The sequence below is a fragment of the Sciscionella marina DSM 45152 genome, assembly GCF_000379465.1.
GTDB lineage: Bacteria > Actinomycetota > Actinomycetes > Mycobacteriales > Pseudonocardiaceae > Sciscionella > Sciscionella marina.
In genome coordinates this window covers 1-17,158 of sequence record NZ_KB905411.1, presented here as the reverse complement: position 1 = coordinate 17,158, position 17,158 = coordinate 1, and the positions used below count along the sequence as shown (strand labels likewise).

The window sequence follows — 17,158 nt, the reverse complement described above, 5'->3', positions numbered from 1 at the left end:
AGCGAACGGTGCCCGTACTGTGGAATCTCCAGCTGAGCGGCGGGGTCGCGGAGAGGTTAGAATCGCCCAGGCCAAGAGACGCACGTCCACGGAAGAACTGGGTGATATGGCTGACGTTGCGGGGTTCGGTAAGGCGGTGCGCCAGTTTCGGATCGATGCCCGGCTGTCCCTGGACGAACTGGCTGTGCGCAGTGGCGTATCACGCGCTGCGCTGTCCAAGATCGAACGAGGGGAGAGTAACCCGGGTCTGCAGCAGGCCTTGGGTGTTGCGGATGGCCTTGGCGTGCCACTCTCTGACCTTGTCGGGCAGTACCCGCAGCTGCCGGTGATTGTGCGTAACGAAGATGTCACCTCCGTGGTGGACGAAGAAACCGGCGCAACCCGGGACGCATTGCTCTCCCCGCAGCCTGGTGCCGAGCTCGTCCGGTACCGGCTTCCTGCCCACGCCGTGCTCGAGCCTTTTACCGCGCACGAACCCGGAACAAGGGAAACCTTCCTGGTGCTCGACGGCGGGCTCCGCATCCGGACGTCCGGTCATGACCTGATTCTGCATTGCGGTGACGCCGCAACACTGCCGGCCCATGACGAGCACGAACTGAGCAATCCGACCCCCGAGGAAACGGTTGCGCTGCTGCTGATCCTGCGTCCGAGCTGATTGCCCGATGACCTGATCTGCGAAGCAGAACAGGATGCCTCCCCTGCAATCGATTCACAATCCCGACTGTTTTCGAGGTGAGACAAGAACTAACAGGTGAGCCGAAAGTCAAATTCGAAAGAAGATGCTGCCGGTTTCGCTTTCTTTGCGCGAGGAGGTAGACGGTATATCCCCGTCTGGGATCGTTCCTGCTCAGCTGACACCGAAAGTGTCGGTTCGGGCTTGCTCAACGTACTGACGGAGATCGCCGAGATACTGGGGGAACGGTGCGTGCACCGGGTCGATCATGAGGTGGACGGCCTCGGGGTCGACGGACCTGCCGACGAACCAGCCGCGCTCTGCCCTGAGATCATCTCCGAAGCCGCCGACCTCTTGATACTCGATGAGGAGACGGTTGGCCGACGGTGCTACCTGGTTCCCCGGGTGGCGCCGCCCGTTCGATGCATTCGGCCCAGCCACGTCCCGTGGGCGGTGTGGAGGATGTCCAGGTACGGCTCGAGGTCGGATTCTTGTTCAGCGGCGCAGCTGTTGCTGTAGCAGGTATCCATCGCGGCTTTCGGCAGTGTTCCGGTGCGGCCCTGGCTTCTCAGGTGGACCTTTGCCGGATCGCTACTTGGTGGGCGGCAATCCGGCCGGATACCAGGCACGGGCTGCTGATGGCGGCATGTCGGGTGATGCTCCGGGAGCTGACCGTGGCGCTGACCTGCCTCACGCGTTTCGCCCTTGGACGCGTCAGGCTTCGTGGCTGTCCATCGGGGTTTCCATTGCGGCGTGGCCCAGCAGGTGGCCGAGGGCTGTGTCGAGCTGTGGGTGGCGGAACCGATGGCCGGCGTGTTCGAGCACCGTGGGTTCGACGCGCTGGTCGGCGAGGGCGAGCTCGTCCGCGCCTTGCCTGCCGAGCAGCAGCCGTGGCCCGAGTGCGGGGATCGGGAACAGGGCCGGGCGGTGCAGCACGTGCGCCAGCACGCGGGTGTACTCGGTGTTGCGTACCGGGTTCGGCGCGACCGCGTTGACCGGGCCGCTCAGGGTGTCATCGAGTACGGCGCGCCGGTAGATGTCGAGCAGGTCGTCGATGCCGATCCAGGACTGCCACTGGTCGCCGTTGCCGAGGCGCCCGCCGAGGCCTGCGGCGAACAGTGGGTACAGCAAGCCGAGCGTGCCGCCGCGCGGGCTCTGCACGATGCCGGTACGGACCTGCACGGTGCGCAGCCCGGCCTCGGCGGCGGGGTTCGTGGCGGCTTCCCAGTCCGCGACCAGATCGGCGAGCACTCCGGAACCGCGCCCACTGGTCTCGGTGAGCCGCCGGTCGCCCCGATCGGGTCCGTAATAGCCGATCGCGGAGGCGGACACGAACACATTCGGTCCCTGTGGAGTGTTCGCGGCGCATTCGGCGAGCCGCCTCGTCGGGCCGACCCGGCTGTCCCGTACCGCCCGCAGGTGAGCTTTGGTGAACCGTCCCGCGATCGACACACCCGCCAGATGGATCACCGCGTCCACCCCGGCCAGCAGCTCGGGGTCGGGGTGGTGCGGGTGCCAGGTACGCTCTCCGGCCGAGCGCGGGCGGCGGCGCACCAGGCGAATCACCTGGTGTCCGCCCGTGGAAAGCAAGGCGCACAACGCGGACCCGACCAGTCCGCCCGAGCCGGTGACCGCCACGGTCAGCGGTGTGCGGTGCCAGGCGCGGGCGCGGGATTGCGCGGCGAGGTCCGCGGCCAGCTGGCGGTGCCGGTAGGCGAACATCGACCGCAACACGGCAGCGGGCACGGTGGACTCGATGGTGTCCCGTACCCGCGTCCTCGCGGCCGCCTCGGCGACGAACTCATGAGTGTGCCGCCACGCGAGCGCGGTCGCCAGTGGCTGATTCGTCAACCGGTCCACGAACCGGTGCGGCGGATCGTATCCGTCTGCCTGGTGCCTGGCATGCCACCGTAACCCGCCGGGAAAGGCCAGCACGGTCGTGCCATCCCGCAGCGATGCCGTCTCCTCGAGCACTCGCACCGGTTGCCACGGCGGCATCAGCCGCGTGATCGCCCCCTGTCGTGCGTGCCAGTCGAAGACCTCCCGTATCGGCGCCTCGAGCACGCTGTCGTATCGCAGTCCCACTTGATCACTCCTGTCGTACCGGGTCCAGTTCCGCGGGGTGGCCGGGTGCGCCGTAGGTGTGCATGACGGCGGCGGCCTGCCGGAGAAACCACAGCACCGTTTCGGCCTGGGATTCGTCGAGCCGGCCGATGACGCCGGTGAGGGCGTCGAGCATGGGGGCGAGCTGTGCGCGCACCTCGGTCCGGCCGTGGGCGGTCGGGGTCAGTGTCACCCGCCGCCGATCCGCCGGATCCGGTTCGCGCACAAGGTGCCCGGCAGCCACGAGCCGATCCACCAGTACCGCGGCCGAGGCCGAGCGGATGCCGAGCCGGTCACCGAGTTCGACGGTGCCCATCGGCTCCTCGCTCGACGCCACGTGGTCCACGGCTTGCACGTCGGTCACCCGCAATCCCAGTCCCCGCGCGAGGGTGGCCTGCATCTCGCGGCCGGTCTGCAGCACCCGCCGCAGTTCCAGTCCGATCGCACGCCCGGTCTGATCATCCACCCCGCAATGGTAGCTAGAAAACCTAGCCTACAGGTAGGATGCACGGCATGCCTAGAAGTTCTAGTGAAAACGTGGGCGGCACGGTCCCCGGTACGGGTTCGGTGCGTGCGGTCAACGACCGGATGGCGGAGCGGTTGCTGCACGAGCCACCACAACCCTTGGTGGAGGGGAACTATGCGCTGCGGGTGCTCGAGACGCGTGGGCGGGTCAGTGGGCGGTCCCGGCGCACACCGGTCGGGGTGCTGCTGTCCGGCGGGCAGGAGTGGCTCGTGTCCCCGGTGCGGGATCGGGACTGGGTACGGAACCTGTGTGCCGAGCCGCGGTGCGTGCTGTCGGCCGGAGGCGAGAGACAGCACCGGTTCGCGATACTCGATGAGGGGGACCGGGCGGCCATCGCGGTGACCCGTTACCTGTCGGTGGTGCAGGCGCCATGGGCACTGCAGGCGTTCCCTGTCGGGCCCGGCACCCTTCGGGAGGAGGTGCTCGAGCAGCTGGCCACGATGGCGGTCTTCCGCCTCGGCGCCGGTGACGAGCACAGCGGTGATCGGGCGTGAGCGACCGGCGGCTCTCGTGCGTGATCGCCGGTGGCGGGCCGGGCGGGATGGTGCTGGGGTATCTCCTCGCCCGCAGTGGGGCGTCGGTGACGGTACTGGAGGAGCACCGGGATTTCGACCGGGATTTCCGCGGTGACTCGCTCCATCCGTACACCCTCGAACTGTTCTGGCGGCTCGGGCTCGTCGACGAATTGCTGGCGCTTCCGCATCACCGGGCGAGGTTTTTCCGGTTCAACACGCCCGCTGGTGCGATCACCACGGCCGACTACGGCAAACTGCCCACTCGGTTCAATTACGTGGCCTTGATGCCACAGGCCCGGTTCCTGGATTTCCTGGCCGCCGAGCTCGCACGGTCGGCCGCGCCGGTGCGCACCGGCTGCAAGGTCAGCGACCTGTGCTACGACGAAACCGGGAAGGTCACCGGAATCGTGTATCGCGACAGTGCGGGGACGCACCGGTTGACAGCCGATCTGGTGGTCGCGGCCGACGGGCGGTTCTCGAAGGTGCGCCGCGCCGCCGGAATGGAAGCGGTATCGCTTGGCGCGTGCACGGACCTGTTGTGGTTCCGCCTCCCGAAACAGGACTCCGACCCGCCGGACGCGGACGTGGACCTGTTCTTCGGCCGGAACCATTACCTGGCACTGCTGGCCGGCCCCGCCGGATGGCAGATCGGCTACAGCCTGCCGAAAGGTGGCTATCCGGCCGCCCGCGAAGCCGGTGTCAGCCCGATCCGGGATTTGCTCGCCGAGCGGATTCCGTGGCTGGCCGACCGGGCGCACCTACTGGAGACCTTTTCCCAAACCACCCTGTTATCGGTGGACATCGCCCGGCTGCGGCGGTGGTGGCGGCCCGGCCTGCTGCTGCTCGGCGATGCGGCGCACGTGATCTCCCCGGTCGGCGGGAACGGGATCCTCATGGCCATCCAGGACGCGGTCACCGCCGCGAACCACCTCGCACCCGCCCTGCGCGGCCCCGGACCGGTCCCCGACGCGGTGCTGGCCGCGGTCCAGGCCGAACGCGAACCGGCCATCCGGGCTGTGCAGGCACAGCAGGTCCGCACCGAACAGCGGGTCGCCACCGCTCGGGAAACCGGCAGACCCATCACCCCACCCGGCCTGCTGCGCTTGGTGACCCTCCTGCCCGGCGTCCGGCGGCGCGCCGCGAACGCGAACGCCTATGGCCCGCACCCGCCCGTGCTCGACACCGGATTGCTCTGCCGGGACCACCGCGCCTGAGGCGATGCCCGGTGCCCCCGAGCCGCGTGGCTCGTTTTCCGAAACCGATAAGGAGCGCCGAACCATGCCCGTCAAGACCGCGATCGTCCTGTTCACCCGCGACCTGCGCATCGAGGACAACCCGGTGCTCGCCGCGGCTGCCGCGAACGCGGAACACGTGCTGCCCCTTTTCGTGCACGACGTCCGGCTGCATGCCACCGGATTCGCCGCGCAGCGCCGCAGCGACTTCCTCGCCTCGGCGCTCGGCGGTCTCGATGAACGACTGCGCAGCCGTGGCGCCGCGCTGGTCGTCAGGCACGGCGAGGTGGTCACCGAGGTATGCCGGCTCGCCGGAGAGACCGAAGCGGCGGAGGTGCACCTGGCCGCCGATGTCTCGGCGTTCGCCGCGCGACGCGAACGGGCCCTCGCCGCCGCCCTGGAACGGCAGCGCCGAACGCTGGTCCGCCACGAAGGGGTGCACAACGTGGTCGCGCCGGGTGCGGTCAGCCCGCAGGGCAACGATCACTTCGCGGTCTTTACCCCGTACCACCGGCGCTGGGCCGACGCCCCGTGGCGCGGCCAGGCGGTCACCCCGCGCAGACTGCGGCTGCCGCCCGGCGTCGAGCCGTCGGTGCAGCCGAGCCCGGGCCGGTCCGCGTCCTGGCCGGGCGGCGAAACACATGCCCGCAGGCGTGCCGAGCGGTGGCTGCGCCAGGGCATCGACGAGTACCAGGACCGCCATGACGATCTTGCCGCCGACGCCACCTCGAAGCTTTCCCCGGACCTGCATTTCGGCTGCCTGTCCGCGCGTGAACTCGCCGCCACGGCCGCCGCGCGGGAAACCGCCGGAGCGGCGGCGTTCGCGCGCCAACTGGCTTGGCGCGATTTCCACCATCAGGTACTCGCCGCCCGGCCCGCCGCCGCGCACCGCGACTACCGCCCGCGGGGCGATGCCTGGCGCGATGACGGGCAGGCACTCGATGCCTGGCGGGACGGACAGACCGGTATCCCCATCGTGGATGCCGGGATGCGCCAGCTACGGCACGAAGGCTGGATGCACAACCGCGCCCGGCTGATCGTCGCCAGCTTTCTGACCAAGACCCTGTACCTCGACTGGCGCCACGGCGCGGCACACTTCACCGAACACCTGCTCGACGCCGACATCGCCAACAATCAGCTCAACTGGCAATGGGTCGCCGGTACCGGTACCGACACCCGCCCCAACCGGGTACTCAACCCGCTTCGCCAAGCCGAACGTTACGACCCGACCGGCGACTACACGCGCCGCTGGGTTCCCGAACTCGCCGGCCTCGACGATCCTCGGGAAATCCACCAGCCCTGGCGCCGTGGTGAATCGGCGCTGCGCGAGCTCGGCTACCCACCGCCGATCACCGATCTCGACACCGCCCGGCGACGCTTCCAGGAACAGCGGCAACTAGCGCTGGATCTGTGATTCCGGCCGCCGCTCAGGATGGGCGAGCCGCGAGGATCCGGTCGACCCCCATCCGGCCGGTCTCGAACGCCAGCGCGGCACCCGCGAGATAGAGCCGCCATACCCGGGCGTAGCGCTCGCCGGTCAGCGCGGCGACCTCGGTATAGCGTTGCTCGAACAGTTCGCTCCATGCCCGGATGGTGCGCACGTAATGCTCGCGCAGCGCCAGGACCGCCCGGATCTCGAATCCGGCCCGCTCGAGGTGTGCGAGTGTCGCGGGCAATGGCCGCATGGTCATATCGGGTGCGATATAGGACTCGATGAACGCGCCCCCGCCCGGCGCCCGTGCGCCGCGGGACATCTGTTGCAACCACAGCCGTGCGCCCGGGCGAAGGGAGCCGGACAGTGCCGAGGCATAGTCCGGATAGTGCCGCTCACCGACATGCTCACCCATCTCGATCGATGCCACCGCGTCGAAATCGCCGCACCGGTCGAGATCCCGGTAGTCGAGAGTGCGGACCTCCACAAGCCGGTCGAGTCCCTCGCGTCGCGCACGGTCGCGGATGAAGCGGGCCTGCTGTTCGGCGAGCGTGATGCCGAGCGAGCGCACGCCGTACTCGCGTGCGGCGTGCAGCACCAGCGAGCCCCAGCCACAGCCGACGTCGAGCAACCGGGCACCCGGTGCGAGTTCCAGTTCGCGGCAGACCAGGTCGAGCTTCGCCCGCTGTGCCTGTTCGAGGGTGTCCCGCTCGCCGCTCCAGAGCCCGCACGAGTACGCCATGCTCGGATCCAGCACGAGCTCGTAGAAATCATTACCCCGGTCGTAGTGATGCGCGATCGACGTGCGGTCCCGGTCCCTGCTGTGCAGCCTGCCGTGCGGCCGGGCCTCCTCGCGTGGCGGTCGCGGTCGCGGGCCGAGTGCGCCGAGCCGGGCGACCGACCCCGCCGCGGCCAGGATCCGGCGTGGCCGCAGCGCCCGGCCCCGGTCCACGGCGGTGAGTGCCCAGCCCCTGCGGAGCCCCTCGGTGAGGTCGCCCGCCACATCGAGTTCCCCGGTGATGTAGGCCCGCGCGAGTCCGAGCTCGCCCGGCGACCAGAGCAGGTGACGCAGCGCCTTCGGGGAGCGCAGCACCGCGACCGGGGCCTCGCCGGGTCCCGCCGTGCTCCCGTCCCAGGCGCGCAGCCCGACCGGAAGTGGCGCACCGATCATCTCCTCGAACAGATTCGCCAGCCGTCCGGCGATCGTCGCCATGGCTACCCCTTCCCTTTCCCGGTTTCTCTCCCTGTGTTCGGAACGACCGGCGGTCCGGACGGTGTGACCTGTCTCGCAGCATGCGGGGCCATCCGCATGCCGGATCCGCTCCGAACTACAGAGGTGAGCGAAACGGAGACGCCGCGCCCGAGCCTGCGGTGGATCACCGAACCCGGCCGGTGCGCTGCCGTCGTGCTGCTACTGCACGGTGGCCGGGTCATGAGCGGCCGGCGAGTCAACCGGTGCGGGCTCGCGTACCTGCGCATGCTCGCGCTCGGCCGCCGGATCGGCCGGGAGCCCGTGCGCGGTGGGACGGCCATCGGGGTACTGCGGAACCGCTATCGGGGATGGAACGAACCGGAGCGGGACGCGATCGCCGATGCGCGCTGGGCGATCGGCGAAGCACGGCGGCGGCATCCGGAGGCCCCGCTGATCCTTGTCGGGCATTCGATGGGCGGCCGAGTCGCGCTGCGGCTGGCGGGTGTGGCCGGGGTGCGTGCGGTCTGCGCGCTCGCACCGTGGATCGAACCGGGTGAACCGACCAGGCAGCTTGCCGGGCGCCGGGTGCTGATCGCGCACGGCAACAGGGACACATGGACGGACCCGGCCGCCTCACACCGGTACGCGCAGCACGCCGGAGTTCCCTGGATCGCGATCCCGGGCAGCGGGCACACCATGCTGCGCCGTGGCCGGCGGTGGCTCACGGTCGTCCGGCACTTCGTCGAGGATGCGATCACTTCGGCAGCAGAGCGGCTGGAGTGCGGATGACCCGGGAGCGAGTCGCCGTGATCGGCAGCGGGATCGCCGGGCTGACCGCCGCCTACCTGCTGCGCGAGCGCTATGCGGTGACCCTTTTCGAACGCGAGCCGAGGCTCGGCGGGCACGCGCATACCCACCGGTTCCGCGACGGCTCCGCCACGGTGCCGGTGGACAGCGGGTTCATCGTGCACAACACCCGCACCTACCCGAACCTGGTGCGGCTTTTCGGTGAACTCGGGATCCGGACCCAGCCGAGCGAGATGTCGCTGAGCGTGCAGTGCCGTGGCTGCGGGCTGGAATACGCGGGAGGCAAAGGCATCGCCGGGCTGTTCGCCCAGCCGGGAAACCTGGTCCGCCCGCGGTTCCTGCGGATGCTCGCTACCGTTCCCCGGTTCCACCGGGCGGCGCTGCGGCTGCTCGACGACCCCCTTGCCCCGGAAACCACGCTGTACGAGTTTCTCCGCGCGGGCCGGTTTCCCCGGTATTTCACCGATCATCTGCTGCTGCCGCTGATCTCGGCGGTGTGGTCGGCGAACCTCACCGATGCGGGCCGTTATCCCGCGCGCTACCTGTTCACTTTCCTGCGTCACCACGGGTTGCTCTCGGTGGGTGGCGCACCGGCCTGGCGCACCGTGGTCGGCGGTTCCCGCGAGTACGTGGCCCGGATCGCCGAGCGGCTTGCCACGGTGCACCGGGGCAGACCGGTGCGCGCGGTGTACCGGGACGCGAGCGGTGTGCGGATCGTCGATGCCGGGGGCACGGTGCACGAGGCCGAGCGGGTGGTCATCGCCACCCATCCGGACCAGGCGCTCGAGCTGCTCGCCGAGCCGAGCGAAACCGAGCAGCGGGTGCTCGGTGCGTTCGGCTACACGAGCAACGAGACCTGGCTGCACCACGATGCGGGTGCGCTGCCCCGGCGCCCCGCGGCCCGGGCCAGCTGGAACTATCGCAAGCCCGGTTGCCGCTCCGATCCGGGCCAGGTGCTGGTCAGCTATGACCTGACCCGCCTGATGCGATTGCCGCAGGGGCGCCGGTACGTGGTGACGCTCAACGCGACCGAGGGAGTCGAGCCCGGGGCAGTGCTCGAGAAGATGGTGTACGAACACCCGGTCTACACGCCTGAATCCGTTGCCGCGCAAGCGAAGCTGCCGAGTCTCAACGACGGGAGGACGGCGTTCGCGGGTGCTTATCACGGCTGGGGCTTTCACGAGGACGGTTGTGCGGCCGGGGTGCGCGCCGCCGAATCCTTCGGGGTGCGCTGGCGATGAGCGCGGCTCTGTATGCCGTGCGTGTCCGGCATGTCCGGGCCGATCGGATACGCACGATGTTCGACCACGATTTCTATCTGTGGCTGGTGGATCTGGACCGGATGCCGCGGCCGTCGCGGTGGCTGCGGCCGTTCGCCCGGTTCGACGCGCGCGATCACGGGGCAGGCGATGCGGTCGCCGGTGATCAAGGGGCGGCCATCCGCGCGGAGCTCGAAGAATGGCTCGCCGCCCGGGAGGTCCCGGCACCGTCCGGGCGGATCACGATGCTTGCCTCCGCGCGGGTGCTCGGCTATGTGTTCAATCCGCTGAGCGTGTTCTGGTGCCACGATGCGGAGGGCTCGGTGACCCATGTCGTGGCCGAGGTGCACAACACCTACCGGGAGCGGCACCGGTATCTGCTGTATCCCGATGCACGCGGACAGGCCACGGCCGCGAAGACCTTCTACGTCTCGCCGTTTTTGGCCATGGGCGGCCATTACCGGATGCGCCTGCCCGAACCGGACGAGACACTGCGCCTCTCCGTGGTACTCGAGCAGCACGGCGACCGCCCGCTGGTGGCCACCATGCACGGCCGGCGCCTTCCCGGGGAAAACCGCGCGCTGCTGCGGATGCTGCTTCGCCATCCGCTCGCCCCGCTGCACGTATCGGCGGCGATCCGCCGTCGCGGCATCGCGCTGTGGTTGCGCGGAGTCCCGAGGACACCGAGGGACGTGAACACCAGCACACCGAGGAGGCGATGAGATGCGAGCCGAGTGGCCGGATATCGAACGGGTACCGCATTCCCCGCTGCGCGCGGCGATCGCCCGGGCATTGTTTCACCAGGCGGTGCGCACTCTTCCGGTGCGCGTCGTGTTCCCGGACGCCACGGTGCTCGGTGGCGGTACAGCGGAAAGCCCGGTGCTGCGCGTGGTCCGCCCCGGGCCCTTCTATCACCGGCTCGGTGCGGAGGCGAAGATCGGGTTCGGGGAAGCGTATATGGCAGGCGATTGGACCAGCACCGACCCGGCGGGAGTGCTCACCGCGTTCGCCGGCCGGATCAGTACCCTGGTTCCCCCTACGCTGCAACGGTTCCGCCGACTCGCCGAACGGACGACCCCGAAGGCCGATCGCAACACCGTCGAGGGAGCGCGACGCAACATCCATCACCACTACGACCTGTCGAACGAGCTGTTCGCGACCTTCCTCGACGAGACCATGACCTACTCGGCCGCCTGGTTCGATTCGCCGGAGGAATCGCTGGAATCCGCGCAGCTGCGCAAGATCGACGGGCTGCTGGACTATGCCGGGGTCGGCGCGGGCACTCAGGTTCTGGAGATCGGCACCGGATGGGGATCGCTGGCCATCCGGGCGGCCGAACGCGGCGCCGAGGTGACCACGGTGACCGTCTCGACCGAGCAGCTCGACCTGGCGCGCAAACGCATCGCGGCAGCCGGGGTGGCCGACCGGGTGCAGGTCCGCTTACAGGACTACCGGGAGATCACCGGAATCTACGACGCGATCCTCAGCATCGAGATGATCGAGGCGGTCGGAATGGGCTACTGGCCGGTGTTCTTCCGGACCCTGGAACGCTTACTGCGTACCGGCGGCCGGATCGGGCTGCAGACCATCACCATGCCGCACGAGCGGATGCTGGCCACGCGGCATTCCTACACCTGGATCCACAAGTACATCTTTCCCGGCGGCATGCTGCCCTCGGTTCCGGCGATCGAGGGCGTCCTCGCCGGGCACACCGGGCTGCGCATCGTCGAGCAGCGTTCGCTGGGTGCCGACTACGCGGCTACCCTACGCCGGTGGCGGGAGCGGTTCGGTGAGCAGTGGCCGCGGATCTCCGCGCTCGGTTTCGACGAGACCTTCCACCGGATGTGGGAGTTCTACCTCGCCTACAGCGAAGCGGGTTTCCGGGCCCGCTACCTGGACGACTGGCAGCTGCGCATCCAGGCCTGAGACCGGCGCCGGTCTCAGGCCAGCCGGAAGGCCATCAGCGGCTGCGTCGTCGGCTGCGGGGAACCGCCCGACGGCTCCAGGGTGAGGCCGACCTGCTCGGCGCCCGGCACCGTCGCCGCGAGCACCGGGGCGAATCCGCCGCGGTCGTCGCGGCGCAGCAGCCCCGCCGAGTACGCCTTGCCCCCGCCCATGAACCACAGCTGATAGGCCCGGTCCGCGGGCGCCGGTGGCATTCCCGCGACCACCAGCACGGCCCGCCGCTCGCTCGGGGCGACCACGGCTGTGGCGGTGCCACCGTTCGACGCGGTTCCCTTGGCAGACTTGGCATCCGGGGCATTGACCACCGTGCTGATCTCCGCGAGCCTGCTCTGGGTCCCGGACAGATCCCGGCCGGTCTGCCACAGGTCCACGCCGAGCACCGCGGCGGCGATCACTGCGGCGGCCGCGACCAGTCCGGTGATCCGCATCGTCCACCGGCCGGGACGGGCGCGCCCGGCTCGCGGCCCGGCCGGGCTGAACTGCCTCGTGCGCGCCACTTCGGCCAGGACCCGTTCGCGCAGCCGCTGAGGTGTGGTGACGGCGGCCGCCGCGCCGAGCCGGGCGGCGGTCTCCTGGAACTCGCGCACCTCGCGGGCACAGTCCGGGCATTCGGCAAGGTGACGTTCGAACGAGGCGCGTTCGAGATCGTCCAGTGCGTCGAGCGCATAGGCACCGGTCAGGGTGTGCACATCCGGATTCATCGGGCCACCCCCAAGCAGTCGCGCAGCCGGATCAGCCCGTCCCGTAGCCGGGTCTTCACCGTGCCGAGCGGGGTGCGCAGCAGCTCGGCGACCTCCCGGTAGGTGTGCCCGGCGTAGTAGGCCATCGTCACCGACTGGCGCTGCAAATCGGTGAGCGAACCGAGACAGTGCCGGACCCGTTCCTGTTCGAGCCTGGCCACCGTCGCCTCGCTGACCTCGTCGTAGGGACGTTCGGCCAGTGCCTGTTCACGCTGATCGCGCTGCTGTGCTGCCTGTTCCGAGCGCACCCTGTCGACGGCTCTGCGGTGCGCGATGGTCAGCACCCAGCTCTGCGCGCTGCCGCGGGCCTCGGCATAGCGCGGTGCCTTCTGCCACACCTCGAGCAGCACCTCCTGCGCCACTTCCTCCGCATAGGCAGGATTGCGCACCACCCGCGCGATCACGCCGAGCACACTGCCCGCGAACCGGTCGTAGAGCGCGGCGAAGGCGGCCTGATCCCCGCGCCCGACACGCCCGATCAGCTCCTCGGCGTTCGGCCGGTCCGGCCCCGCACCCGCGGCGCCGTCCGGTGACGGTGCCTGCTCGTCCATGACGGCTCCCCTCAGGAGTCAGCGATCTCGTCGGTGGTTCGGACTGATAGCGGGAACGGATTGGTGTCACACCCTACCCGGGTGATCACCGTGCCATTGTCCCATCCGGAGCCGGTGCCGCCTTCGAAGTCAGGGCATGCGTCGACGGTTGGCCTACGCGGCACGGGGTGTGACCGCCGCGGTGTTCGGTATCGGTATCGCCGAATTCCTCGGGGCCTTCCTCGGCGCGTCCTCTTCACCGATCGGGGCGGTCGGGAGGTTCGCCATCGACAGCGCACCCGCGTCCGTCAAGGAGGCAGCCATCCGCTGGTTCGGCACCGGCGACAAGCTCGTGCTGATATGCGGGGTGACGCTCGTGCTGCTCGCCCTCTTGGTGACCGCCGGTCTGCTGTGCCTGCGATCCCGGACGGCGGGCACGGTGCTGATCGCGGTACTGGGCATCGCGGGCGCGCTCGCGGCCGCGTTCGGTACCGGCGCCGGCCCGGTCGACGCGCTTCCCTCGCTGCTCGCCGCGGCGCTCGGAGCCGGTTCGCTGCGGGTGCTCACCAGGACCACGGGACCACAGGCGGCCGTCGAGAGCTCCGGGGTGCAGCGGCGGGTGGCCCTCGGCGCGTTCACCATCGGTGCCGCCGGGCTGGTCGGCGGACGGTTCCTCGGCGACCCCGGCGAGCGCGCGGCCACGGCGCTGCCTCGTGCCGCGGACCCGGCCCCGCCGCTTCCGCCGGGACACCGCTTCGCCCTCCCGGGACTGAGCCCGTTCCGGACCGCCAATGCGGATTTCTACCGGGTGGACACCGATCTGGCCCTGCCCGCGATCGATCCCGCCGACTGGACACTGCGCATCCACGGCGCGGTCGGCAAACCGGTGGCACTGAGCTATCGCGATCTGCTCGACAGGCCGCTCGTGGAGCGGGACATGACGTTGTGCTGCGTGTCCAACGAGGTCGGCGGGCCGTATGTGAGCACGACTCGCTGGCTGGGGGTTCCCCTCGCCACCCTGCTGCGCGAGACCGGGATCCGCGCCGGAGCCGACCAGCTGCTGTCCACGGCCACCGATGGGATGACCATCGGCACCCCGACCGGGCTGGTGCTCGACGGGCGGGAGGCCATGCTCGTGGTCGGGATGAACGGTGAACCGCTGCCCCGCAAGCACGGCTACCCGGTCCGGATGATCATCCCCGGGCTCTACGGGTACGCCTCGGCGACGAAATGGCTCACCGAGCTGAAGCTGACCAGTTTCGCCGCGGACCGCGCGTATTGGGTCCGGCGCGGTTACGTGGAGCAGGGCACCGCGAAGACCGCTTCCCGTATCGACGTTCCCCGCCCGTTCGCGCAGCTGAGGCCGGTCCCGGTCACGGTCGCCGGGGTCGCCTGGGCGCTGCATCGCGGGATCGAGGCGGTGCAGTGCCGGGTGGACGGAGGCCCCTGGATGCGCGCGGAACTGACCACCGACGCCGGACCGGATCTGTGGCGGCAGTGGCGCTGGACGTGGCGGGCCGCACCCGGCAGCCACCGCATCGAGGTGCGTGCCGTCGATGGGACCGGCCACATGCAGACCGGTGGCCGGGCCGAAGTCTTCCCGAGCGGATCGACCGGCTGGCACTCGGTGCTGGTCACCGTTTCCGAATGAAGTACGGATACCCGAACAGAGAGGAAAAGCCGATGAAGGCAACGAAATTGGGTGTCGTCCTGATCGCCGGACTGACCATGACGGGCCTGGCCGCGTGTGGTGGCCAGAGTGGAGACAGCGGGCAGAGTGGCGACAGCGGGCAGAGTGGCGACAGCGGGCAGGGCGGGGCGAGCTCGCAGAGCTCCATGCCCAAGTCGGAACCGATGCCCAGTAGTTCGAGCGCGCCCGGTGATGCCGCCATGGCCGGCCAGTTCGGGCCGGCGTGCGCGGCGGTGCCGAAGGAAGGGGCGGGCAGCTTCAGCGGGATGGCCAAAGCCCCGGTGGCCACCGCCGCGAGCAACAACCCGGTACTGTCGACTCTGGTCACCGCGGTGAAGAAGGCGGGCCTTGTCGACACCCTGAACAACGCCAAGGGGATCACGGTGTTCGCCCCGGACAACGATGCGTTCAAGAAGGTCCCCAAGGGGCAGCTCGATCAGCTGCTCGCGGACAAGGACAAGCTGGCCAAGGTGCTCCAGTACCACGTTGTCGGTCAGCAGATCACGCCACGGCAACTGGGGAAGGGCGACTTCAAGTCCCTTTCCGGGCAGTCGGTGAAGACGAGTGGTTCCGGCGAGAACTTCACCGTCAACGATTCCGCAAAGGTCGCCTGCGGCAACGTCAAGACCGCGAACGCCACGGTGTACATCGTCGACAGCGTGCTGATGCCGCCGATGTGATCGCCGTGGGTGGGTTTCCCGCGGACGGCCCCGGGAAACCCACCACCCACAGCGAAGGGAGAAGATTCGATGCGCCTGCTGGACATCGCGCTTGATCGGCTGGTACTGCCGGGATACAGCCGCATCGGTTACCGGATCCGGGCACGCGGCTGGCCGCCCGCAGATCCCTGGCCCGGAGCGCTGCGGGGCAAGACCGCGATGGTCACCGGAGCGAACTCCGGGCTCGGTATGGCCACCGCACGAGGACTCGCCGCACTCGGGGCGAGCGTGATCATGGTGGTGCGGGACCGGGAGCGGGGTGTTGCGGCGGCCGAGGCGATCGCCGCGGAGGTGCCCGGCGCGCGACTGCGCGTCGAACGATGTGATCTCGCCGATCTCCCCGATGTCGCCCGGTTCGCCGCCACCGGCACGGGAAAACTGGACGTCCTGGTGCACAACGCCGGGCTGCTGCCCGTCGGGCGCGAGACGACGGCTCAGGGGCACGAGCTCACCCTGGCCGTCCACGTGCTCGGTCCGCTGCTGCTGACCGAATCGCTTCGCGCACCGCTTGCCGGTGGACGACTGGTGCTCGTCTCCTCGGCGGGGATGTACACCCAGCCGCTGCACGATGAGGACCCCGAGTACCGCACCGGCAGCTACCGTGGCGCGGTCGCCTATGCGCGGACGAAGCGGATGCAGGCGGTACTGACCGCCCCGCTCGCCGAACGGCTTTCCGCCGACCGGATTTCGGTGTACTGCACGCATCCCGGCTGGGCGGACACCCCCGGAGTGGCCAGTTCGCTGCCCGGATTCCACCGGGCGCTCCGTCCACTCTTACGCGATCCCGATCAGGGGGCCGATACCGCGATCTGGCTCGCGGCGACGGACCCCGCTCCGGAAAGCGGTCGGTTCTGGCACGACCGGGCGCGGCGCCCGATCGATTACCGGCGTGGTACCCGAACCAGCCCGGACCGGGCCCGGCGTTTCCTCGACTGGTGTCTGGCCATTGTGGACAACGCGCGGGGCCGGTGAGTCCGCGACTGTTCGCGGCGGTGATGGCACGTTCGGATCACGCGGCAACAGTATCGTGGACGTGTGGGTGGCGTCGGGGTTGTCTTTTGGCGAGCGGTGTCATGTTTTGGCCTCCTTCCCGTGGGTCTGTGCATCTTTTCCGGTGAGAGATCAATCGTGGTGAGTGGTTCACCGATGGTGGTGCCCTGCTTGGGGTGCCTGGGAAGGGGAAGTCATGAACAGTGTGGTGCGTCGGATGGTGGCCGGGTTCGCGGTGGCCGGGATCGGTGTCGGTGTGCTCGGTGCTACCGCGAGTGCTGCTGAGGCTTCTGGTGCGGGTTTGCTGCCGTGTACTGCGAATCAGTTCACGACCAACCTCGTGCCTGGTGATGCGGGTATGGGGAATCGTTCCGGGGCGATCCAGTTCACCGCGAAGCAGGGTGAGCGTTGTGCGCTTGCCGGGGTGCCGGAGGTCGGGCTGGTGGGTGCGCACAACGTGTTGGTGGACAACGAGGCGGCCGGTGGTGCGCCTGCTGTCGGGATCGCTGATGGCAGTTCTGCTTATGTGCCTTTGCACTGGACAGCGGTCGCCGAGGAGCAGCAGACGCCGAACGCGATCACTTACACCGCTGCGGCGGGGAGTAATCCGCACGGGGATCCGATCGATCCGAACGTGAGCCTGGGCTGGAATCTCGGTGCGGTGGATGCCAATGCGGACAGCCACACCATCGATGTCGGTGCCGTGCACGCGGGGACCGCGCCCACCCCGGAACGCTAGAACACGGGGGAGGGAGTGCCCGCACAAGCACGGACACTCCCTCCCC

At 69.4% G+C, this 17,158-nt stretch carries 17 protein-coding genes; 12 read left to right on the top strand and 5 right to left on the bottom strand.

What is annotated here, in order from left to right; genetic code table 11:
- The first annotated feature begins 106 nt into the window (after positions 1–106).
- Positions 107–655, top strand: coding sequence for a helix-turn-helix domain-containing protein (locus A37U_RS0129335; protein ID WP_020500243.1), 549 nt, complete (start codon positions 107–109; stop codon positions 653–655).
- Between the two features lie 732 nt (positions 656–1,387).
- On the opposite strand, the gene A37U_RS0129325 is transcribed toward A37U_RS0129335, so the two are convergent.
- Together A37U_RS0129325 and A37U_RS0129320 are read right to left on the bottom strand one after the other, a co-directional pair.
- Entirely contained in the window at positions 1,388–2,758 is a 1,371-nt protein-coding gene (locus A37U_RS0129325) for a TIGR01777 family oxidoreductase (RefSeq protein ID WP_020500241.1), read from the bottom strand.
- Between the two features lie 4 nt (positions 2,759–2,762).
- Positions 2,763–3,242 (bottom strand): MarR family winged helix-turn-helix transcriptional regulator, encoded by a 480-nt coding sequence (locus A37U_RS0129320; protein ID WP_020500240.1) that lies wholly within the window; start codon positions 3,240–3,242, stop codon positions 2,763–2,765.
- A 47-nt stretch (positions 3,243–3,289) separates the two neighbouring features.
- Between A37U_RS0129320 and A37U_RS45920 the strand changes: the two genes are divergently transcribed.
- The 3 genes from A37U_RS45920 to A37U_RS0129305 all read left to right on the top strand — a co-directional run bounded on the left by A37U_RS45920 (position 3,290) and on the right by A37U_RS0129305 (position 6,463).
- Positions 3,290–3,796, top strand: coding sequence for a nitroreductase/quinone reductase family protein (locus A37U_RS45920; RefSeq protein ID WP_157183097.1), 507 nt, complete (start codon positions 3,290–3,292; stop codon positions 3,794–3,796).
- On the top strand, positions 3,793–5,031 hold the full coding sequence (locus tag A37U_RS0129310; RefSeq protein WP_020500238.1) for an FAD-dependent oxidoreductase: 1,239 nt from the start codon (positions 3,793–3,795) through the stop codon (positions 5,029–5,031). Before A37U_RS45920 ends, A37U_RS0129310 begins: the two co-directional genes overlap by 4 nt.
- A 64-nt stretch (positions 5,032–5,095) precedes the next feature.
- A complete protein-coding gene (locus tag A37U_RS0129305; protein WP_020500237.1) occupies positions 5,096–6,463 on the top strand; it encodes a cryptochrome/photolyase family protein in 1,368 nt (455 codons plus the stop codon).
- Positions 6,464–6,476: 13 nt separating this feature from the next.
- Here the strand turns inward: A37U_RS0129305 and A37U_RS0129300 are convergent, their stop codons facing one another.
- Positions 6,477–7,694, bottom strand: a complete 1,218-nt coding sequence (locus A37U_RS0129300) for an SAM-dependent methyltransferase (RefSeq protein WP_020500236.1) — start codon at positions 7,692–7,694, stop codon at positions 6,477–6,479.
- A gap of 123 nt (positions 7,695–7,817) precedes the next feature.
- Between A37U_RS0129300 and A37U_RS0129295 the strand changes: the two genes are divergently transcribed.
- The 4 genes from A37U_RS0129295 to A37U_RS0129280 are packed head-to-tail and all read left to right on the top strand — an operon-like array spanning position 7,818 to position 11,665.
- Positions 7,818–8,462 carry an alpha/beta fold hydrolase gene (locus tag A37U_RS0129295; RefSeq protein WP_040589032.1) on the top strand — a complete coding sequence of 215 codons (645 nt, stop codon included), beginning with the start codon at positions 7,818–7,820 and terminating at the stop codon, positions 8,460–8,462.
- Positions 8,453–9,721, top strand: a complete 1,269-nt coding sequence (locus A37U_RS0129290; RefSeq protein ID WP_020500234.1) for an NAD(P)/FAD-dependent oxidoreductase — start codon at positions 8,453–8,455, stop codon at positions 9,719–9,721. Before A37U_RS0129295 ends, A37U_RS0129290 begins: the two co-directional genes overlap by 10 nt.
- Positions 9,718–10,461 carry a DUF1365 domain-containing protein gene (locus A37U_RS0129285; protein WP_020500233.1) on the top strand — a complete coding sequence of 248 codons (744 nt, stop codon included), beginning with the start codon at positions 9,718–9,720 and terminating at the stop codon, positions 10,459–10,461. The genes A37U_RS0129290 and A37U_RS0129285 overlap by 4 nt, the downstream gene beginning before the upstream one ends.
- Position 10,462: 1 nt before the next feature.
- On the top strand, positions 10,463–11,665 hold the full coding sequence (locus A37U_RS0129280) for an SAM-dependent methyltransferase (protein ID WP_020500232.1): 1,203 nt from the start codon (positions 10,463–10,465) through the stop codon (positions 11,663–11,665).
- 14 nt (positions 11,666–11,679) lie between these two features.
- Here A37U_RS0129280 and A37U_RS0129275 read toward each other — a convergent pair whose 3' ends face one another.
- Entirely contained in the window at positions 11,680–12,405 is a 726-nt protein-coding gene (locus tag A37U_RS0129275; RefSeq protein WP_020500231.1) for an anti-sigma factor, read from the bottom strand.
- Entirely contained in the window at positions 12,402–12,995 is a 594-nt protein-coding gene (gene sigK, locus A37U_RS0129270; protein WP_020500230.1) for an ECF RNA polymerase sigma factor SigK, read from the bottom strand. Before sigK ends, A37U_RS0129275 begins: the two co-directional genes overlap by 4 nt.
- Before the next feature lie 136 nt (positions 12,996–13,131).
- Here sigK and A37U_RS0129265 point away from each other — a divergent pair, with 136 nt between their 5' ends.
- The 4 genes from A37U_RS0129265 to A37U_RS0129250 all read left to right on the top strand — a co-directional run bounded on the left by A37U_RS0129265 (position 13,132) and on the right by A37U_RS0129250 (position 17,112).
- Positions 13,132–14,625 (top strand): molybdopterin-dependent oxidoreductase, encoded by a 1,494-nt coding sequence (locus tag A37U_RS0129265; protein WP_051111766.1) that lies wholly within the window; start codon positions 13,132–13,134, stop codon positions 14,623–14,625.
- Between the two features lie 32 nt (positions 14,626–14,657).
- Positions 14,658–15,344 carry a fasciclin domain-containing protein gene (locus tag A37U_RS0129260; RefSeq protein WP_040589028.1) on the top strand — a complete coding sequence of 229 codons (687 nt, stop codon included), beginning with the start codon at positions 14,658–14,660 and terminating at the stop codon, positions 15,342–15,344.
- Positions 15,345–15,413: 69 nt separating this feature from the next.
- Entirely contained in the window at positions 15,414–16,355 is a 942-nt protein-coding gene (locus A37U_RS0129255; RefSeq protein ID WP_020500227.1) for an SDR family NAD(P)-dependent oxidoreductase, read from the top strand.
- Between the two features lie 214 nt (positions 16,356–16,569).
- On the top strand, positions 16,570–17,112 hold the full coding sequence (locus tag A37U_RS0129250) for a DUF4232 domain-containing protein (RefSeq protein ID WP_020497574.1): 543 nt from the start codon (positions 16,570–16,572) through the stop codon (positions 17,110–17,112).
- The last annotated feature ends 46 nt before the right edge of the window (positions 17,113–17,158 follow it).

Bases quoted from the DNA above. Each gene is read 5' to 3' on its own strand.
- sigK (WP_020500230.1), bottom strand. From the start codon at position 12,995: ATGGACGAGCAGGCACCGTCACCGGACGGCGCCGCGGGTGCGGGGCCG.
- A37U_RS0129280 (WP_020500232.1), top strand. From the start codon at position 10,463: ATGCGAGCCGAGTGGCCGGATATCGAACGGGTACCGCATTCCCCGCTG.
- A37U_RS0129285 (WP_020500233.1), top strand. From the start codon at position 9,718: ATGAGCGCGGCTCTGTATGCCGTGCGTGTCCGGCATGTCCGGGCCGAT.
- A37U_RS0129275 (WP_020500231.1), bottom strand. From the start codon at position 12,405: ATGAATCCGGATGTGCACACCCTGACCGGTGCCTATGCGCTCGACGCA.
- A37U_RS0129260 (WP_040589028.1), top strand. From the start codon at position 14,658: ATGAAGGCAACGAAATTGGGTGTCGTCCTGATCGCCGGACTGACCATG.
- A37U_RS0129300 (WP_020500236.1), bottom strand. From the start codon at position 7,694: ATGGCGACGATCGCCGGACGGCTGGCGAATCTGTTCGAGGAGATGATC.
- A37U_RS0129255 (WP_020500227.1), top strand. From the start codon at position 15,414: ATGCGCCTGCTGGACATCGCGCTTGATCGGCTGGTACTGCCGGGATAC.
- A37U_RS0129305 (WP_020500237.1), top strand. From the start codon at position 5,096: ATGCCCGTCAAGACCGCGATCGTCCTGTTCACCCGCGACCTGCGCATC.
- A37U_RS45920 (WP_157183097.1), top strand. From the start codon at position 3,290: ATGCCTAGAAGTTCTAGTGAAAACGTGGGCGGCACGGTCCCCGGTACG.
- A37U_RS0129335 (WP_020500243.1), top strand. From the start codon at position 107: ATGGCTGACGTTGCGGGGTTCGGTAAGGCGGTGCGCCAGTTTCGGATC.
- A37U_RS0129265 (WP_051111766.1), top strand. From the start codon at position 13,132: ATGCGTCGACGGTTGGCCTACGCGGCACGGGGTGTGACCGCCGCGGTG.
- A37U_RS0129250 (WP_020497574.1), top strand. From the start codon at position 16,570: ATGAACAGTGTGGTGCGTCGGATGGTGGCCGGGTTCGCGGTGGCCGGG.